Origin of the sequence: Streptomyces sp. NBC_01320 (assembly GCF_035974375.1) — a bacterium.
Classification (GTDB): Bacteria; Actinomycetota; Actinomycetes; order Streptomycetales; family Streptomycetaceae; genus Streptomyces; species Streptomyces yanii.
Map to the genome: position 1 here is coordinate 1788843 of NZ_CP108390.1, position 16570 is coordinate 1805412.

At 66.6% G+C, this 16570-nt stretch carries 15 protein-coding genes and 1 pseudogene; 9 read left to right on the top strand and 7 right to left on the bottom strand.

The genetic code is table 11. From position 1 onward, the window contains the following. Window positions 1-140 precede the first annotated feature (140 nt). Entirely contained in the window at window positions 141-1247 is a 1107-nt protein-coding gene (locus OG395_RS08600; protein ID WP_327242343.1) for an IS110 family transposase, read from the top strand. Between the two features lie 375 nt (window positions 1248-1622). Here OG395_RS08600 and OG395_RS08605 read toward each other — a convergent pair whose 3' ends face one another. Then, window positions 1623-2555: a MerR family transcriptional regulator gene (locus OG395_RS08605; protein WP_327242344.1), complete on the bottom strand. Its 933-nt coding sequence runs from the start codon at window positions 2553-2555 to the stop codon at window positions 1623-1625. Between the two features lie 260 nt (window positions 2556-2815). Between OG395_RS08605 and OG395_RS08610 the strand changes: the two genes are divergently transcribed. Beyond that, on the top strand, window positions 2816-3343 hold the full coding sequence (locus OG395_RS08610; protein ID WP_327242345.1) for a DinB family protein: 528 nt from the start codon (window positions 2816-2818) through the stop codon (window positions 3341-3343). A 172-nt stretch (window positions 3344-3515) separates the two neighbouring features. Here OG395_RS08610 and OG395_RS08615 read toward each other — a convergent pair whose 3' ends face one another. The 3 genes from OG395_RS08615 to OG395_RS08625 all read right to left on the bottom strand — a co-directional run bounded on the left by OG395_RS08615 (window position 3516) and on the right by OG395_RS08625 (window position 6602). After that, on the bottom strand, window positions 3516-3950 hold the full coding sequence (locus OG395_RS08615; protein WP_327242346.1) for a hypothetical protein: 435 nt from the start codon (window positions 3948-3950) through the stop codon (window positions 3516-3518). Window positions 3951-4014: 64 nt separating this feature from the next. Continuing rightward, window positions 4015-5166, bottom strand: a complete 1152-nt coding sequence (locus OG395_RS08620; protein WP_327241110.1) for an ISAs1 family transposase — start codon at window positions 5164-5166, stop codon at window positions 4015-4017. Between the two features lie 185 nt (window positions 5167-5351). Continuing rightward, window positions 5352-6602, bottom strand: coding sequence for an IS256 family transposase (locus OG395_RS08625; RefSeq protein ID WP_327242347.1), 1251 nt, complete (start codon window positions 6600-6602; stop codon window positions 5352-5354). A gap of 423 nt (window positions 6603-7025) precedes the next feature. Between OG395_RS08625 and OG395_RS08630 the strand changes: the two genes are divergently transcribed. Next, a complete protein-coding gene (locus tag OG395_RS08630; RefSeq protein WP_327242348.1) occupies window positions 7026-7613 on the top strand; it encodes a Tat pathway signal protein in 588 nt (195 codons plus the stop codon). 473 nt (window positions 7614-8086) lie between these two features. Here OG395_RS08630 and OG395_RS08635 read toward each other — a convergent pair whose 3' ends face one another. Beyond that, complete coding sequence (locus tag OG395_RS08635; RefSeq protein ID WP_327242349.1) at window positions 8087-8419, bottom strand: YkvA family protein; 333 nt, start codon at window positions 8417-8419, stop codon at window positions 8087-8089. Between the two features lie 16 nt (window positions 8420-8435). Further along, window positions 8436-8690 (bottom strand): WhiB family transcriptional regulator, encoded by a 255-nt coding sequence (locus OG395_RS08640; RefSeq protein WP_327242350.1) that lies wholly within the window; start codon window positions 8688-8690, stop codon window positions 8436-8438. Window positions 8691-9289: 599 nt separating this feature from the next. Here OG395_RS08640 and OG395_RS08645 point away from each other — a divergent pair. The 6 genes and pseudogenes from OG395_RS08645 (at window position 9290) to OG395_RS08670 (ending at window position 15394) form a co-directional block, all read left to right on the top strand. Further along, a complete protein-coding gene (locus OG395_RS08645; protein ID WP_327242351.1) occupies window positions 9290-9733 on the top strand; it encodes a hypothetical protein in 444 nt (147 codons plus the stop codon). A gap of 635 nt (window positions 9734-10368) precedes the next feature. Continuing rightward, window positions 10369-11565: a cytochrome P450 gene (locus OG395_RS08650; RefSeq protein WP_327242352.1), complete on the top strand. Its 1197-nt coding sequence runs from the start codon at window positions 10369-10371 to the stop codon at window positions 11563-11565. Window positions 11566-11596: 31 nt separating this feature from the next. Beyond that, window positions 11597-11785 (top strand): ferredoxin, encoded by a 189-nt coding sequence (locus OG395_RS08655; RefSeq protein WP_327242353.1) that lies wholly within the window; start codon window positions 11597-11599, stop codon window positions 11783-11785. 291 nt (window positions 11786-12076) lie between these two features. After that, window positions 12077-12732, top strand: a pseudogene (locus OG395_RS08660) (transposase); the annotation flags it as partial. A 133-nt stretch (window positions 12733-12865) separates the two neighbouring features. Further along, a complete protein-coding gene (locus OG395_RS08665) occupies window positions 12866-13306 on the top strand; it encodes an SgcJ/EcaC family oxidoreductase (RefSeq protein ID WP_327242354.1) in 441 nt (146 codons plus the stop codon). 1659 nt (window positions 13307-14965) lie between these two features. Continuing rightward, a complete protein-coding gene (locus tag OG395_RS08670; RefSeq protein ID WP_327242355.1) occupies window positions 14966-15394 on the top strand; it encodes a VOC family protein in 429 nt (142 codons plus the stop codon). 163 nt (window positions 15395-15557) lie between these two features. Here the strand turns inward: OG395_RS08670 and OG395_RS08675 are convergent, their stop codons facing one another. After that, window positions 15558-16547 carry an NADP-dependent oxidoreductase gene (locus OG395_RS08675; RefSeq protein WP_327242356.1) on the bottom strand — a complete coding sequence of 330 codons (990 nt, stop codon included), beginning with the start codon at window positions 16545-16547 and terminating at the stop codon, window positions 15558-15560. Between the last annotated feature and the right edge of the window lie 23 nt (window positions 16548-16570).

Genomic DNA, 16570 nt, shown 5'->3' on the forward strand with positions numbered 1-16570 from the left:
GAAAGGATCGAGGGACGCCGCACCCAGCGGGTGTCGAACGTGGGCGCGACCACGAACGCCATTCTGGAACTGGGCGATCACCTGCTCTGCCAGGGCGTCACCCGGGTGGTCATGGAGGCGACGGGCAGCTACTGGAAGCCGTGGTTCTACCTCCTCGAAGCCCGCGGCCTGAGTGCTGGCCGGTCAACGCCCGCGACGTCAAGAACGTCCCGGGCCGCCCCAAGACCGACAAACTCGACGCGGTGTGGCTGTGCAAGCTCGCCGAACGGGGCATGCTTCGGCCTTCCTTCGTGCCGCCCAAGCCGATCCGGGAACTGCGCGACCTGACCCGGCTCCGCTCGGTCTTCATCGGCGAACGCAGCCGTAACAGGCAGCGCATCGAGAAGGTGCTGGAGGACGCGCAGATCAAACTCTCGTCGGTGGCCACCAACCTCTTCGGCGTCTCGGGACGCGCCATGCTGGAGGCGCTGATCGATGGGGAGCGAAGTCCACAAGCACTGGCCGGTCTCGCCCGTGGCCGACTGGTCTCCAAGCACGATGCGCTGGTGGAGGCACTGACCGGCCAGTTCGACGAACACCATGCCTACCTGTGCCGGCTGCTGCTGGACACCATCGACCGGATCACCGTCCAGGTGGACGAGCTCTCGCAGCGGATCACCGCCCAGCTCGCCGGGATCCGTCTGCCGGAGGCGGACGGGGGCGCAGGCCGGCCCCGCGGTGCCCCGGGCGGTACCGGCGAGGCGGACCTGTTATCGCTGGTCGAGCGTCTGGACGAGATCCCCGGGATCGGCCGGACTGCAGCCGAGGTGATCGTTGCTGAACTCGGCCCGGACATGCGGGTCTTCCCGACCTCCGGCCACCTGGTGTCGTGGGCCAAGCCCGCGCCTCGTACGATCCAGTCCGGCGGCAAGAACACCTCGGGGCCCACCGGACACGGCAACCCGTGGCTCAAGGGGATGATCGGGGAAGCAGCGATGGCCGCGGCCCGGACCGACACCTTCCTCGGAGCCCGCTACCGCAGACTCGTCAAACACCGGGGACACAAGAAGGCCATCGTCGCGGTGGCCCGGTCGATGCTGGTGATCGTCTGGCACATCATCAACGATCCCGCCGCCCGCTTCGAAGACCTCGGGCCCGACCATCACCAACGCCTGGTCAACCCCGTCCGCAAGACCCAAGCCCTTGTCCGCCAGCTCCAGGCCCTCGGCCACCAGGTCACCCTCGCCCCCGTGGAAGCTGTGGGCTGAGCACCACAACCGCTCCAAGCCTGTCCGCCCGGCTGACGCCGAACGGACGCTGCCGCCTGCCCCGCTGATCTGGGATTTTCCGTTCAGAGGGCCAGTATGGGGAACGCCTGTGAGCTGACTGCTCGTGGCATGCCCCGCCGGGGCATGCCGCACCCCGCCGGGGCCGCCGCAGTGCACCAGCCCGGTCCACGGCGGCGTCAGTGGCGGACCACCAAGCATGTGGGACATCTTGCTGAACGAGGAGCACGGGAGTTGCGGAGCATCGTCTACGACGACAAGGCCGGTAGGGACCCGGAATCGGGCATGTCGCGGCAAGGCGGAAGCGGCATGTTCCGAGTCGTCCTGCCATACCGTTTCACGATCCGTTCGCCATGACTACAGCCGGGCGCGCAAGGCCTGAATCGTCCAGTCGAACGCCGGCGTCAGGCTGTGCGGAGCGGTCCAGCCGTTGATCACTGCAAGCAGCCGGAAGTACCTGTCTCGACGCGGATCGTTCGCGGTCTCCAGCCAGGTCAGCAGCCGACGCCGTACCTCGACGTCGTCGGTTCCGGCAATGACGTACGCGTAATGCGCCGTGATCGCCGCGATGACCGGATCCGCCTGGGGCGAGGCCGGGTGGGTGCCGTCTGCAAGCGCGGGGGCAACCTGGTCACGGACCACCGCCGCAACGTCGCGGGCCAGCCGCGTAGTCCCGTCCTTCGTACGCTCTGACATGTGGTCCTCGGCCATCCCCCGCATGCCGGCACGGAAGTCCGGATCCTGAGACAGCTCTGCCAGTTCCACCCACGCCTGGACCTGCTCCGCTTCGGGATTGTCGGGCAGTTCCGGTGTCATGGACCGAATGGCGGCTGCGCACTCGGGTCTTTCGTGCAGATCGACGAAGACAGCGTCGAGGAAGTCGCCGATCAGGCAACGGCGTTCGTCCTCGGAGAGTCTGGCCAGCTTGTGCATGAGTTCCATCTCCTCAAGGGTGGACCCGCGTCTGGCCACTGCCGTCAATACCGCGCGACGCAGGCGCAGGCTCCTGATCTGCACTGCCAGGGCCTCGGCGTGCGCAGCCGCAACCTGCGGGAGTGACAGCTCCCGATCCACTACCTTCCGGATCGTGGAAAGGTCCAGTCCCAGGTCACGCAGCGTTCGTACGAAGTCCAGGCGTGCGACGGCGTCGATGTCATAGAGGCGGTAGCCCGCCGGGCTGCGGTCGATCGGCGGCACGATCCCACGGTCGGAGTAGAACCGAATGGTCTTGACCGTGAGACCGGTGCGCCGGGCCAGGTCGCCGATCGAGTGGAGCGTGTCGCCGTCCATGCCCCCACCTTCGCGTCTCCCCCTACTGGAGACTCAAGCCCAGTCCGGCGCCGGTAGCAAACCACGCCCCCACGCGAGCCCGGCCAGTTGCACGGACGCGTCGAGGCCTCCCGTCTGCGCACGCAAGCAGCATGCTCGGCTACGGAAATACGCCTTTCCCGAAAGGGCCTGCGCTTCCATCGCTCCATCCGATGCCCTGCTCGGCGCACCGCCGGGCCACGATCTGTCGCACCTCAGTGGACTGTGCAAGGGTGCGTTATATGAGTACGACACCGGACGGGCGCCCCGTACCGCCCGCGCATGCTGATGAACGCGCCATGCTGGAGAGCTGGTTGGAGTTCCATCGGGCAACGCTCGTGCTGAAATGCGAGGGGCTGGACGACCGTCAGCTACGTCTGGCATCGGTGCCACCGTCACCGATGACGTTGCTCGGCCTCGTCCAGCACATGGCGGAAGTTGAACGCAACTGGTTCCAGCAAGTGTTCGCCGGACAGGACCTGCCGCTCGTGTACGAGGAAGGCAGGACGGACGGATTCACCCTCGCCCCTGATCGTGGCATCGACGAGGCACTGGCCATCTGGCGCACGGAAGTGGCGCGGGGTCGCGAGGTGATCGCCGCCTCTTCGCTGGACGACTCCGGCGAACTCTCGGAGCAGGAAGCTGCCTACCTCGGTGGCCAGGGGGTGTCGCTGCGCTGGATCCTGGTCCACATGATCGAGGAGTACGCCCGCCACAACGGCCACGCCGATCTTCTGAGAGAGGGCATCGACGGTGCCACGGGGGCCTGAAACCTGTGGGACAAGCAGATCGCCGGCGCGGCCGGATCCGAGTCCCACGCATAGCGATGGGGTACGGAAGACGTGGGCCGGGCTTGTCAGAGCAATAGTCAAGACTTGTGGACGAGTTCTATGACTCGGATCGTTCTTGGCTGCGTGATACTGGAGGCTGGTGTGCGCCGACTCAGGCGTTGAGTGGTTCGACGCAAATGGGATCAGATCCACCCAGGTAGAGCATGTACCCCGCGTACTCCATATCCAGGTCCATCCTCTCCGGCGGCACGACGTAGAGTCCTGCGGTGGGTTCGGGAGCCCAGCCGAGCTTGCGGGGAGGGCGGTACTCCTCGTAGTGCCCCACGTAGAGCCGGGTCGGCGGGATCGAAACGGTGCAGTCGTCTCCAATACGGAGGGTGGATCCAGATGGTTCCAGACGATATGGGCTCCATTCCTCACGGGAATAGGCATGAGGTAGTGCGACTTGCCCGTTCCATCGGAAATTGGAGGAATCGTCGACCGCCCTCCACGGCCATTCCAGCGTGATGTAACGATCCACTCTGGCCACCCGAGCCACTGCTGACTTGCAGGAGACGATCACTTCGTCGCCGATCCGAGGAACCATGTGTGATCACCCTTGTTCCGGTGCAGGGGCGCTGCAAAGTCTCTTGATCTTGTGAGTGCGCCGGTCAGGCGATGCCCAAGAGGTCGAGTGGGCGGGTGAACGGTTCGTAGGAAGCGTGGCGGAGACCGGCGGCGATGTTGCTGTGCCCGGCGTCGCGGAGCGTGTTGATCGCCAAGTTCCGCAGGCTCGCCATGTTGTCGGGCCCGTGGCCGGTCCGAACCTTCGAGGCGTCCTCGCGGAAGGTGGTGTCGCGGACGAAGTGCAGCCGGTTCTCGATGGTCCACTGCGACCTGGCGAGTTGGCCCAGGCGTTGGGGCGAGGCTTGATGCGAGGTCAGGTCGGTGATCGCGTAGACGGTCTGGCGGGTGCACGCGCCGGTCTTGAGGTCGGTGCGGTGGCGCAGGATCCGCACGGCCTGGACGGCGTGGGGGAAGTCGAGTCCGAGGTCGGTGACCGTGAGGACCCTGGTGACGCGGGTCTCCTTGCGTCCGTGGCCCCTCTCGCGGTCGTAGCGGCGTGCGGTGACGTCCTTCCACGGCAGTGACCGCACCTGTCGGTGCAGACCGGGCTGGTTGGCCTTGACCACCAGCAGGTAGTGCGCGTTCTTCTCCTCGACCAGGAAGCGCGCGTGGGCGCGCTGGGTGTGCAGAGCATCGGCCGTGACGGTGACCCCGGTCAGGTCGTAGGGCTCCAGCAGGGCGGCGAAGCAGGTGATCTCGTTGGTCTTGTCGGGCACCCGCAGCTGGGTGACGGTCCGCCCCTGGTCGGTCATCGCGGCCAGGAGATGGGCGGCCGGGCTCTGGTCGTGACGCGACCCGCGGGCGGCCTTGCCGTCCACGGCCACCGACTGTGCGCCTGCGGGATCGGCGCCGGTCAGGTCGGCCAGGCCGCCCGGGCAGACACGGCCGAGGACCCGTCGGATCGTGGCAGCGCTCGGCGGAACGCGCACGCCCAGCGCGCCTACGGTCCGGGCGCCCAACCGGGCCAGCGTGTGCTGCGGGGCGCTGGTGGACCACTGCCCGATCGCCGCGTACGACCGGGCGCCTGCCACCACCGCCGAGGCAGCGACCAGCAGCACCGCCACGAACGGGTGACGCACACCGCGCCGGCGCCGGGGATCAGGCAGCAACCGCAACCGCTCCACCAGCGGAAGCACTGCGACACCCGCCAGGGTGGGCGGCTTGACCAGACAGACGGTGGCAGACTGACGACACATCGAAACTCCGGCGAAGCAGGGCGACTTGGGAAGGTCACCCCGTTCAACCGGAGTTTCGTTGCTTCCGTGACGGGTCACCCTCGACACCCTGCAGCACCATGACCTGCAGACTCACCTGATCATCGGGACTTTGAAACGCCCCTGTGTTCCGGTGGTGGATAGGGGAAGGATGGCCACCCTCCCGCTTACGCAGCCCGCTCCTGCTGCTCGACCAGGATCCCATTCTCGAACCTCGCGCCAGCCCGGACCAGGGCCACCAGGTGGGCGCCGGTGATCGCGCGCCATCGGACCTGGGCGGATTCAACGAGCTTGAACACCATGGCGAGCGCTGCGGCCGGGCTGCCGGCGCCGCGGGTGACCTTGGTGCGGAGCTTGACGGTGGAGAACGTCGACTCGATCGGGTTCGTGGTGCGTAGGTGGATCCAGTGCTCGGCAGGGAAGTCGTAGAACGCCAGCAACTCCTCCCGATCGTCGGTGATCTTCGCGGCAGCCTTGGGCCACTTGGTGCCGTAGGTCTTCTCGAATGCTTTGATGGCCTTCTCGGCGTGGGTGCGGTCCTCGGCGTTGTATATCTCCTGCATGGCCTTCGTTGCGCCCGGCTGTGCGGACTTCGGCAGGGCGTTCGTGACATTTCTGGCTTTGTGAACCCAGCAGCGTTGGTGGCGCGTGGCGGGGAATACCTCGGCCAGGGCCTTCCACAAGCCCATGGCACCGTCGCCGACGACCAGCTCCGGGTCGCGCATGCCGCGTCGGCGGCAGTCACGCAGTAGGTCGGCCCAGGACTCGGTGGACTCCCGCAGGCCCTCGGCCAGCGCGATCAGCTCCTTGGTGCCGTCTACGCGGACGCCAAGCAGGACCAGGACGCAGGAGTGCGCCTGCCCGAGCCGGACCTTGGGGTGCACGCCGTCGGCCCATACGTAGACGAAGTCGCGGTCGGAGAGGTCCCGATCCTGGAAGGCTGCGTGGTCCTCGCCCCACTGCTTCGTCAGTCGGGTCACGGTCGCGGCCGACAGGCCTGCGGTGCCGCCGAGGAACTGCTCCAGCGCGGGCACGAAGTCCCCTGACGAGAGTCCGTGCAGGTAGAGCAGCGGCAGCACCTCGGAGATCTTCGGTGACTTGCGGCACCAAGGCGGCAGGATCCTGGAGGAGAACCGCCTGCGCTCGCCGGTAGCCTCGTCGATGCGGCGGTCGTTCACCCGCGGGACGGTGACCTCGACCGGGCCGGCCGCGGTGACCACGGTGCGGGGCCGATGGTGGCCATTGCGGACCACCAGGCGCCGGCCGGACCCGTCGGTCTCGGCGGCCAAGTCGGCTATGTACTGGTTGACTTCGGCTTCCAGCGCTGCGGCCAACATGCGTCGGGCGCCTTCGCGCACGATCTCGTCTATCAGGGAGCCGGACTCGGTGGTGCCGTCGGCGGTGACTACGCTGAGCACAGGGCGTGCCTTCCCGACCCGCGCTGCAACGCGGGCCTACTCGGAGACCTTAAGGATCATTCGGGAAGGTACGCCCTCCGCGTGCCCTCCCGGAACCGATCCACAAGTCTTGAGCATTGCTCCCGATCCGCAGAGGTTCGTCGCAGCCTTGAACTGCCCTGGCGACACACTGCCGGCCTGTGGTGCACCGCGGGGCGCATCAGGCCCGGGGGCACGCGGACGGGGATCTCGAGTCTCCGCTGGAGGGGGCGCGTGAATCGCTCGCGCTGCTCGTTAATGATCTCGCGCGCCCCCCTTGTCACTCCTGGGGGTGGCAAGAGGGTCGCAAAGACGGGGTAGTCGATCTTGATACCGGCTGCGGCCGGGGCGCACCTCTTCCCGGCCACCAGGCCGCGCGCGCGGTGCCTATCGAGGGTGGAACACATGTCCAATATTCTTGCCACTCCCTCTCGCGATGCGGTGCGGGTCGGAGCGGCGCTTGCGCTGCTGATCAGCGGGGCTGTCGTCTCCGCGCCGACTGCCGAGGCGGCGTCCTCAGGTCGCGTATGCATGGTGAACGCGCCGAGGGGCGCTTACGGTGCGGGGCACGCGGCCTTCATGATCAAGGACAGGGCCGGGACGAACCACTGGCTCTATGGATCGTTCGGCAGCCAGAACGACGCACCGATGGCCGGGTGGATTCGGGGTGGAACATGGGAACAGGCTCGGAGCCACTTCAAGAAGGTCCGTGACAGGGACCATCTGAACCGGCAGTACTACAAGCAGTATCGCTGTGTGAACACAGCCGACGCCGACCTGCGCGCCGCCCAGTCCTGGTATTCGACCGTCAAGAACCGCGGGTACAACGTGCACACCAACAACTGTCTTCACGCCACCATTGCGGCTTTCAAGGGCTACAGCGGGAAACTGCGGCACGACAAGCGTCTGCCGAGTGCCACGAACAAGCCGCCGAACGACTACTTCGCCAAGGTGCTGACCAGCGCGGGCTGGGAGCGCAAGCACGATCTGTGACACAGGGCAGGCCGGCCCGAGGCTTCGCCCAACCATCACAACGGCGTGCCATATCGGCGCGGCGTCCATGAGGGTGGTGACGCGGGAACACCGTCATGAGCTGCAGCTGCCTTCAGGTCCGGGTGCAGGGTGATGCGTCGATGCCACGCACCCGGTATCCCGCTGTTCACTGATCAGTCCCAGTCAGCAGCGGGTTGTTCGACGCGGCCGCCCGTGTGAAATGAGCTGATGTGGTTCTCACCTCCAGCGGGCAGCGCAGCCAGGCACGTTGTCGAGCATGCATGAACCAGGAGTGGCAGCACGTCGGTGGCCACTGGCATGGAGAGCCATACCTGGTGGAGTCCACCCTGCTCGATGGGGTGTCGGCAGACGCTGCAGATGTCAACGGCGGTAGTGCCCCAGCGGCGGGGATCCAGATCAGTGAGGTCGAGCTGGGCGCCGCAACTACCGTATGTCGCCTGCTTCAGTCCCGATCAACTATGTCCGCGCTCTCGTCGGACGCCGGGGCCCGGCCGGCCTTCGCAAGGAACGCGGCGCCCGAGCTGCCCTGGGCCGGGGGCAGCGAGAGAACGCAGGGCCAGCAACAGGAACGCGATGTCGTCCAGATAGACGGGGTCGGGGATCAGGTCGACAGGGCACACGGTATAGATCACCGCGGCCGACACCAACGCCTTGCTGCGCAGCGGGACACCCGCGTCCATCAGCAGCTTCCTTGCGCGGAACAGCCTGACCAGGAGTACGCCGGCAGCCCCCATCGTGAGTAGTGCGGCGACAGCGCCGACGAGAATCCAGGCCTTGGTGTCCATGGTGCATAGTCCGTCCTCATCCGGACTTTTGAGCACACCTGCGCGTGCGTCGCTTCAGCGCACGCCGTTCGGCCTCACCCAGCCCGCCCCATACGCCGGAGTCCTGGCCGTTCTCCATGGCCCACTCCAGACACTGCTCCCGCACAGGGCATCCCCGGCACACCTCTTTCGCTTCCTCGGTCTGCACCAGCGCCGGACCTGTGCTCCCGATGGGGAAGAACAGGTCGGGGTCTTCGTCACGGCAGGCCGCGTGCGTACGCCAGTTCTCCATGTGTCTCACTTCCCATGGCCGGTAATCCGTGTGGTTCGTGCCTTACGGGTGACCTGTATCGGATCCCTGAAACCCCATCGCGAGCTGTACACGCGGCGGATGTCTCCCATGGAACGGTCCTGCTCTGCCGTATCGAGCAGGTGGCAGGGGATCTCGGCGGGTGCGGGGAAGGCCTTTCGGGGGCAGCGAAACTCAGCCCCGCCCCGGCCGGCGAGGTCCGGGGCGGGCTGACCGCTGCCGGGGATGTGTGGGCCTTCGGCGCTGGCACGAATGACAGTCCGTCCGCGTCGATGCGATGCGGGTCTCGTACCGAAAGGAAGTCAGGCATGCCGACAGCCACACCCGCGTCCACGCGCAGTGCGGTGGGGGCTTCTGCGCCGCATCGGTGAGGGTGTCCCGACCGGATCCCCGATCTGTATGCCGAGCAGAGGGACGGGAAGACCGACTTGCCGAAGCCGAGCACGCCCATGCAGCCACCCAATGGATCCGCCACCGATTCGCCCGCGCCGACGTCGGGCCCTCGACAGCAGAACAGTCAGGCCTCGGCAATCGAGCTTGGGGCTGCTCCAGCGCACTTGCCTGAGGAGTACGCTGCGGCCGTGACCGACGACGTGGACCAGATCTTGGCGGACGCGCTGGGCACGGCGGGAACAAATGGCGGCGGGGCCGGCGGCCGACGCGGGGCAGCGTTCGCGGCGAAGCGTTTGAAGAAGAACGTGCACGAGATCGACGTGACGCCGGCCATGTCACTGGGTATCGTTGCCGATCATGTGACCGGCGTCCTTGCTCGGGCAGGACATCGTCTGGGAGTCGAAGGCGCGCGGCCCACCGCTGCGGAACAGGTCATCAGGGCCATCGTCGGAGGTGGATTCGGGAAGATGAATCCCGTTCTGATCACCGTCGGTCTGACCGACGGCGGTCCGGAACGCACCGTTGCGTCCGTCCGTGGCGTAGCCAAGGAGGGTCTGGTCAAGCAGCGGGCAGGCGAGAAAACTGCGAAGCGCATCGTCGCACTCCTGGGCCAGCAAGAGCAGCTGGGCTGATCCAGCAGATTCTGAGGACCGCTCCGGAGACGAGAGGCGAGATACGGGCGAACTCAGGAACGTTGTGCCCGACGGCCGCGCCAACGGTGGGCTGTCCGGGACCGCCGGGTCTGGTTTCCGACGGTGAGGATCGTATCCGTGAGGTCGCAGAAGGGGCGACCGACCGCCTTGGGAACCGATCCTGCCGCGACCGGGTGCGGCAGACAGTTGCCTCAAGAGCCATCAGTTCTACTGCCCTGTGCAGGGGAAGCGCCCCGCCCTTCCGTTCAGCGGATGGTCGGACACCCTCCCTTCTCGTGAACGTCGGCGTGACAACCGAAATCGGCTCCCTTAGCGTGTATGACGTACGTGAGTCAGAACCGCACATGCAGAACATGGCCGAACTCATCGCCTCTTTCTCAGTGCAGTCCTGATTCATGGAGCCACAGGCACGCACTCCGTATGTGACGCGTGCCCGACTACGTACGGAAGTCCGGGCGCATCACCTCGGTGGCTCACAACGCCCGGCCACGGCAGCAGCCGAAATCGACGGTCCACGGCGAGTTGACCGAACACCGACTAGACCATTTGGGTGCTTGAGGAATCCAGTGGGGAGAGGCCGGCAGGAATCCCCCACCCTGTTTGCGAGGTCCGCCATGGCAGATATTGAGACCATTTCCTTTCCGCAGGACCGAACCTGCCCCTACCACCCGCCGACGGGGTACCGGCCTGCGCACCGGGGACCACAGGCGGTGTCGCCCGCCCGGCTCTTCGACGGCCGCACCGTGTGGCTCGTGACCGGGCATGCGGAGGCGCGTGCGTTGCTGGTCGACCCGCGGCTGTCGGCCGACCGGGAGAACCCTGCGTTTCCCGTGTTCACCGAGCGGGTGGCAGCGACCGCTTCGCGACGCGTCGAACTGATCGGTCTCGACGACCCCGAGCACAACGTCCAACGACGGATGCTGATTCCGAGTTTTACGGTCAGGCGCACAGCGGCCCTGCGGCCGCGGATCCAGGAGACCGTGGACAGACTGCTGGACGCGATCATCGAGCAGGGCCCGCCGGCCGATCTGGTCAGTGCCTTTGCGCTGCCCGTTCCGTCCATGGTCATTTGTGCGCTGCTCGGGGTGCCCTACGCCGACCACGAGTTCTTCGAGTCGCAGTCGCGCAGGTTGCTGCGCGGCCCTGCAGCCAGCGATATCGATGCCGCGCGGGACGCGCTCGACGAATACTTCCGAGCCCTGATCCAACGCAAACGGTCCGACCCCGGCGAAGGGTTGCTCGACGAGCTCATCGTCCAGCAGCTCGACACCGGGGCCGTCAACCACGACGAACTGGTCCGAATGGCCGAAATCCTGCTCGTGGCCGGTCACGAGACGACCGCGAACATGATCTCGCTCGGTACCTTCACTCTGCTGCAGCATCCCGACCAGTTGGCCCGGCTGCGCGCCTCCACGGACTTGATGCCTGCTGCCGTCGAGGAACTGCTCCGCTTCCTCTCCATCGCCGACGGAATGTCACGGGTGGCAACACAGGACATCGAGGTGGGCGGGGTGACAATCCGGACCGGGGACGGCGTCATTCTGTCCACGTCCGTGATCAACCGGGACGAGGCCGCATATCCCTCGCCGGACGAACTGGACCTCGGACGGAATTCGCACAACCACGTCGCCTTCGGCTTCGGTATCCATCAATGCCTAGGTCAGAATCTGGCTCGGGCCGAGATGGAGATCGCGCTGCGTACGCTCTTCGACCGTCTTCCGGGACTACGGCTGGCGGTACCCGCCGACGATATCCCGTTCAAACCGGGTGACACCATCCAAGGCATGGTTGAACTGCCCGTGGCGTGGTGACCGAAAACCGAACGGAAAGGACCCTGTTGTGATGCGGATCAATATCGACACGGATGTGTGCATCGGCGCCGGACAGTGCGTGCTTGCCGCGCCGAAGGTCTTCACCCAGGACGACGACGGCTTCAGCAAACTGCTGCCTGACCACAAGGACGGCGCCACTGGCCCCCTGGTCGGGGAGGCAGCCCGTGCCTGCCCCGTACAAGCGATCACGATCACCTGAGGACTCTCCTGTAATCTCTGGCCGAACAGCGCGCGGCGTCGGATGCGGTGCATCGCAAGGCGGAGGAGCGTCCTCATACTGGGCGTATTCGGGCGTTCCAACAACGCAGCGAGGTGCCGTAGCTGTCGTCGTGCGCCCGCCAGGGATTCCGGGCCAGCCCTTAGCTTGTCGTTCATCGCCGCTGGTCACTCGACCTGCTGAGATTGCTGGGATTTGGGGGCATACGAGACGGCCGTTTCCTCACGCTTCGAGATGTCGAGTAACGAAGCACGCAAGGAACGGCCGCTGCCCATGAGTCCGCCTGTCGATGTGCCCGGAAGCGAGGTGTTGGGCCTGTTGTCCCGCTTTCGGGTCGAGTTCTACGAGTGTCTCTACGCCCGCACCGATGCGCTCTTCGAGCTCACCGATGCGGTGCGGTGCGCGGACGGGCCGGTGAAGACCCTGGTCGAGCTGTCGCTTGCGGCCGAGCACCGGCGCGGGCACGGCGCGCTGTACGCCGCCTTGGACCGGGGCTGGCTGGAGCCGGTGCGGCTGCGCCGCGCCCTGGCCGGCCTGCCGCTGCCGAAGGCGGCCGACGGGCAGATCGTGCTCGCTGTGGATGTGTCGCACTGGCTGCGGCCCGATGCACCGACCAGCGACGAGCGGCTGTTCTGCCATGTCTACCGGCGCGGTGACCGCAGCAGTGACCAGTTCGTGCCCGGCTGGCCGTATTCTTCGTCGCCGCCCTGGAGTCCGGCCGCACCTCCTGGGTCGCTCTCCTGGACGCGGTCCGCCTGGGCCAGGCGGACGACGCCACCCAGGTCACCACCGGCCAACTCCGCGAAGTCATCGCACGGTTGGCCATGGCCGGGCACTGGCGGCCGGGCGACCCCGAGATCCTGATCGTCATGGACAGCGGCTACGACGTCGCCCACCTCTCCCACGCCCTGGCGGACCTGCCCATCGAACAACCCAGCCACCCGTCATGGGGCAGAGGCGCCGTAAGGGCGCAACGCGCGTTGTCAACTGGGCAGAAGCGAGGACCGTGGCAGGATCGGTGCCATGGACGAGACACCAGCCGAGGATTCCGTCGCACGTGCCGTGCGGGACCTCTACGAAACACTGCTCCGCGCCTGGAACCACCGTGATGCTCAGGGATATGCAGCGCTGTTCGCTCCTGACGCCGCAATGATCGGATTCGACGGAAGCCAAGTGCGGGGCTCGGAGGTGGCCGGTCATCTCGCACCGATCTTCGCCGACCATCCGACAGCGGCATACGTGTGGAAGATCCGGGAGGTGCGACCGCTGGGCAGCGACGCGGCGATGCTGCGCGCCATCGCGGGCATGGTGCCGCCGGGTCAGACCGAGTTGATGCCGGATCTGAACGTGGTGCAGACGCTTGTTGCCGTACACGGCGCTGAAACGTGGCAAGTGGCACTGTTCCAGAACACTCCGGCGGCCCATCACAACCGCCCGGAACTCGTGGAGCAGCACAGCAGCGAACTGGGGCAGGTACTCCGTGAGGCTTCCGAGCCCGGGTAGTCGCCCCCGGCCCCCCAGCTCCTTCCCGTAGGCGCCCTGACGGCTAGACGCCCGCCATTCACGACTGCGTGCCCAGGCTCCGACACTTCATGCCGGAGCACGACGCTGTCTTCGTTGCCCTCCCCCAGTAGCGTGTGCCGGAAGTCCGCTTCCATCGGTCTCAGATCACCCCGGTGCCAGTGGGCCCGCAGCTGAACCGATGTCGCGAACAATGGCAGTTCACGTAACACGGCTTCCTCGGTCCCGTCGCGGATAAGCTTCGCTGGACCAGCGCCACCCAGTCCCGATGCGACGAGACCGAGCTCGGTGAGCGTTCGGCCGCCTGCGGCCGATCGTCCGGGGTGAAGTCGGACGTCACGCATGACGCGACGAAGGGGTCCCGCCGGACCGAGTCCAGCGAGTCCTCGACCGCGCGCGCCAGGTACGGAGACGATGGTGAGCACGCCGAAACACATGGGTGTAGTTGCTGAGCTGCGCGGCAAGTACGGCACTCCTGAACGGGGCAAACCGCGGCCGTCATGCTCATGCTCACAGCACTGAGCAACCCGCTCCCTCTCTCAGGAGGCCGACCTGCTCATCTCCGAGCTGCCGCGGCCTGGGTCTGTTACCGCACGAAGCCGTCGGTCCTGACGGCCACGAGTCACATCCTGGGCCGGTACGCTGCCTGTTCCGCAGCGCCGTATGGGCGGTCAGCGCATCGGCTGGCCGGCTTCGGACAGCGGCAGCCACCGATCGAGGTAGTCGATGAGACCAGTCATGTCCGTCCCGGACGCGAGGCACCCGATGTAGCCTTCAGGCCGGACCAGGCAGTGGCTGACACCGGGCCAGGTGGACATGTCGGCCCCGCGCACGCACGAGCGATCTCGACGCATGGGAACCGGCGATCCACGAGTCCCATCTGGTGCCGTGGACGTCCTGGGCAGCGAACCATGGCCGACCGCAAACCTCCGATTTCCTCGCCCGGAACCAGGAGGAGTGGGAGAGCAGGGAAGTCCAGGGCTATGCGATCGCGTCAGATGCGGCGCATCACACTGTCGACACCTGAAGACAATCACCATCCGTCCGCCACCTCGCATCCGTACCGTCACGCCTCCTCACCCAACCGCACGAATGCCTACGAGAACCAGGCGGGTTCAGGAAGTTGAGCCAGAGCCGCGACTCGTGGAGGAAACCAACTGGTCTTTCCGGGCGCCCGAGTCGCTCGTCGGGCTTCACCATCGTCTCGCCGCAGCAACATGCGAGGACGACGACCGAGCCAGGCAGCAGAGGCCCACCACCTGCGGCGACTCCCTGCTGAGGACAAGGCCCGTCGACCTCCGCTGCATCAAGCGCTCCGTCACACGAGAGATCTACCGGTTCATCGTCGCGCCCAGCCTCGCAACTGACCATGCCTGCTCTGCCAAAGCCGACGGAATCCAGCGTCGTCGCACCGGTGGCCGGCGCACAGCCCAGGAACGGCATTGCCTCAGCCTGTGGTGATCGCTAAAGTCGGTCAGGTGACTGCCGGGTCGGCCATGAGCCATGCACGAGTGAGGTTCCCGGCCTCGGCGTGAGGGCGAGGCGGGCAAGAGCCCCGCCCCTTTTCCGTGTCTTCCTGCCTGGCGCCCGTATGTGGCGCCCATCCCAGCGGATCCCAAGACCCGGAGACACACCTCGCACATGCCGAACAATCAGAACTACCCGTACGAATCCCAACTGGCGGCGACCGCCGTCCACCTGAACCACACCGCCGTCTACGCCACAGACCGGCAGCTGTCCGCCGAGTTCATCGCCGCGATACTGGGGCTGAAGGTCGGCGCTCCATTCGGGCCGTTCCTCCCCGTCGACCTCGGCAACGGGGTGACGCTCGACTACTACGAGAAGCGTGACGAGCCGATCCAGTCGCAGCACTACGCGTTCCTCGTGCCTGACGAACAGTTCAACGACATGATCGCCCGTCTGGAAGCAGTTGGGGTCACCTACTACGCCGATCCCAGCCACATCGAACCCGGCGGGATCAACCGTCTGTTCGGCGGTCGCGGCGCGTACTTCGACGACCCGGACGGCCACAACATGGAGATCATGACCCGGCCCTACCTCCGCCCCTAGCGTCGAACTGCCGTCGTCGCTCGAAGGGCGGCCAAGCGGCATCTGGTGCGTGCGGTCGCATGGCGCCCGCAAGTCCTCGTAGATCCGCTACGAGGACTTGTCGGCATCACAGCTGGCGTGCGTACCGGACGCGGTGCGGCAGAAGGCAGTTCGACGACAGAACTTAGAGTGTCCGGCAGGAGGCAGCGCGGGTGCTCCGGTTGCCGTCCACATGGAGGACGACCTTGCCGCGCGGGTGCTCGGTCACAAGTGCCTCGTAGGCCGCGCGGGTCTCGGTGAGTGGCACCACGCGGTCCACCACCGGCATCAGTCGGCCCTTGTCGATCAGTTCGGCGATGGCCACCAGACCGGCCCGGTCGGGTTCGACGATGAAGAACAGGGCGCGAACGTCGTGGGCGGCAGCCTTCTCAGGGTCCGGGGGCTGCACGATGCTGATGAGGGTTCCACCAGGCCGCAGCGTCACCCAGGAGCGGTCCTGTGTCTCTCCGCCCACCAGGTCGAGCACCACGTCGGCGTCCCGGACCAGGTCCTCGAACCGTTCGGCCCGGTAGTCGATGACCCGCTGCGCGCCGAGCGCGGTGACGAAGTCCATGTCGCGCGCGGAAGCGGTGGCCGTCACACGCCCACCCAGCGTCATAGCGATCTGCACGGCGAAGGTGCCCACACCGCCGGCGCCGCCGTGAACCAGGACGTGCTGTCCCGGTTGCAGCTCGGCACGGTCGACCAACGCCTGCCATGCGGTGAGGGCCGCGAGCGGTACAGCCGCCGTGCGATCGTGATCCAACTGGGACGGCTTCGCGGCGAGCATGCTCGCGGGAACAGCAACGTACTCGGCTGCCGCTCCGTCCCGGGTGAACGGGATCAGCCCGTAGACCTCATCGCCGACAGCAAGATCGGTCACCCCGGCGCCGACTTCGGCCACAACGCCGGAGACCTCGTGCGAGGGAATGGTCGGCGTTCGGTCACGCCCCGTCCCGTCAAGGCTGTCGGTCCAGCTGGCGTCCCATTCGAGTTCGCCGGCGGTGATGGAGGCGGCGTACACCGCGACGAGCACTTCACCGCCGGCCGGTTCGGGGCATGGGGCCGACTCGTAGACGAATTGTTCCGGGCCGCCACGTAGGTGGGCCCGCACGGCGTGCATCGTACTGGTCATGAGGAGATCACTCCCATGATCGG

Coding starts and splice junctions, on each gene's coding strand:
- OG395_RS08605 (WP_327242344.1), bottom strand. CDS start 2,555: ATGGACGGCGACACGCTCCACTCGATCGGCGACCTGGCCCGGCGCACC.
- OG395_RS08610 (WP_327242345.1), top strand. CDS start 2,816: ATGAGTACGACACCGGACGGGCGCCCCGTACCGCCCGCGCATGCTGAT.
- OG395_RS08615 (WP_327242346.1), bottom strand. CDS start 3,950: ATGGTTCCTCGGATCGGCGACGAAGTGATCGTCTCCTGCAAGTCAGCA.
- OG395_RS08620 (WP_327241110.1), bottom strand. CDS start 5,166: ATGTGTCGTCAGTCTGCCACCGTCTGTCTGGTCAAGCCGCCCACCCTG.
- OG395_RS08630 (WP_327242348.1), top strand. CDS start 7,026: ATGTCCAATATTCTTGCCACTCCCTCTCGCGATGCGGTGCGGGTCGGA.
- OG395_RS08635 (WP_327242349.1), bottom strand. CDS start 8,419: ATGGACACCAAGGCCTGGATTCTCGTCGGCGCTGTCGCCGCACTACTC.
- OG395_RS08640 (WP_327242350.1), bottom strand. CDS start 8,690: ATGGAGAACTGGCGTACGCACGCGGCCTGCCGTGACGAAGACCCCGAC.
- OG395_RS08650 (WP_327242352.1), top strand. CDS start 10,369: ATGGCAGATATTGAGACCATTTCCTTTCCGCAGGACCGAACCTGCCCC.
- OG395_RS08655 (WP_327242353.1), top strand. CDS start 11,597: ATGCGGATCAATATCGACACGGATGTGTGCATCGGCGCCGGACAGTGC.
- OG395_RS08670 (WP_327242355.1), top strand. CDS start 14,966: ATGCCGAACAATCAGAACTACCCGTACGAATCCCAACTGGCGGCGACC.
- OG395_RS08675 (WP_327242356.1), bottom strand. CDS start 16,547: ATGACCAGTACGATGCACGCCGTGCGGGCCCACCTACGTGGCGGCCCG.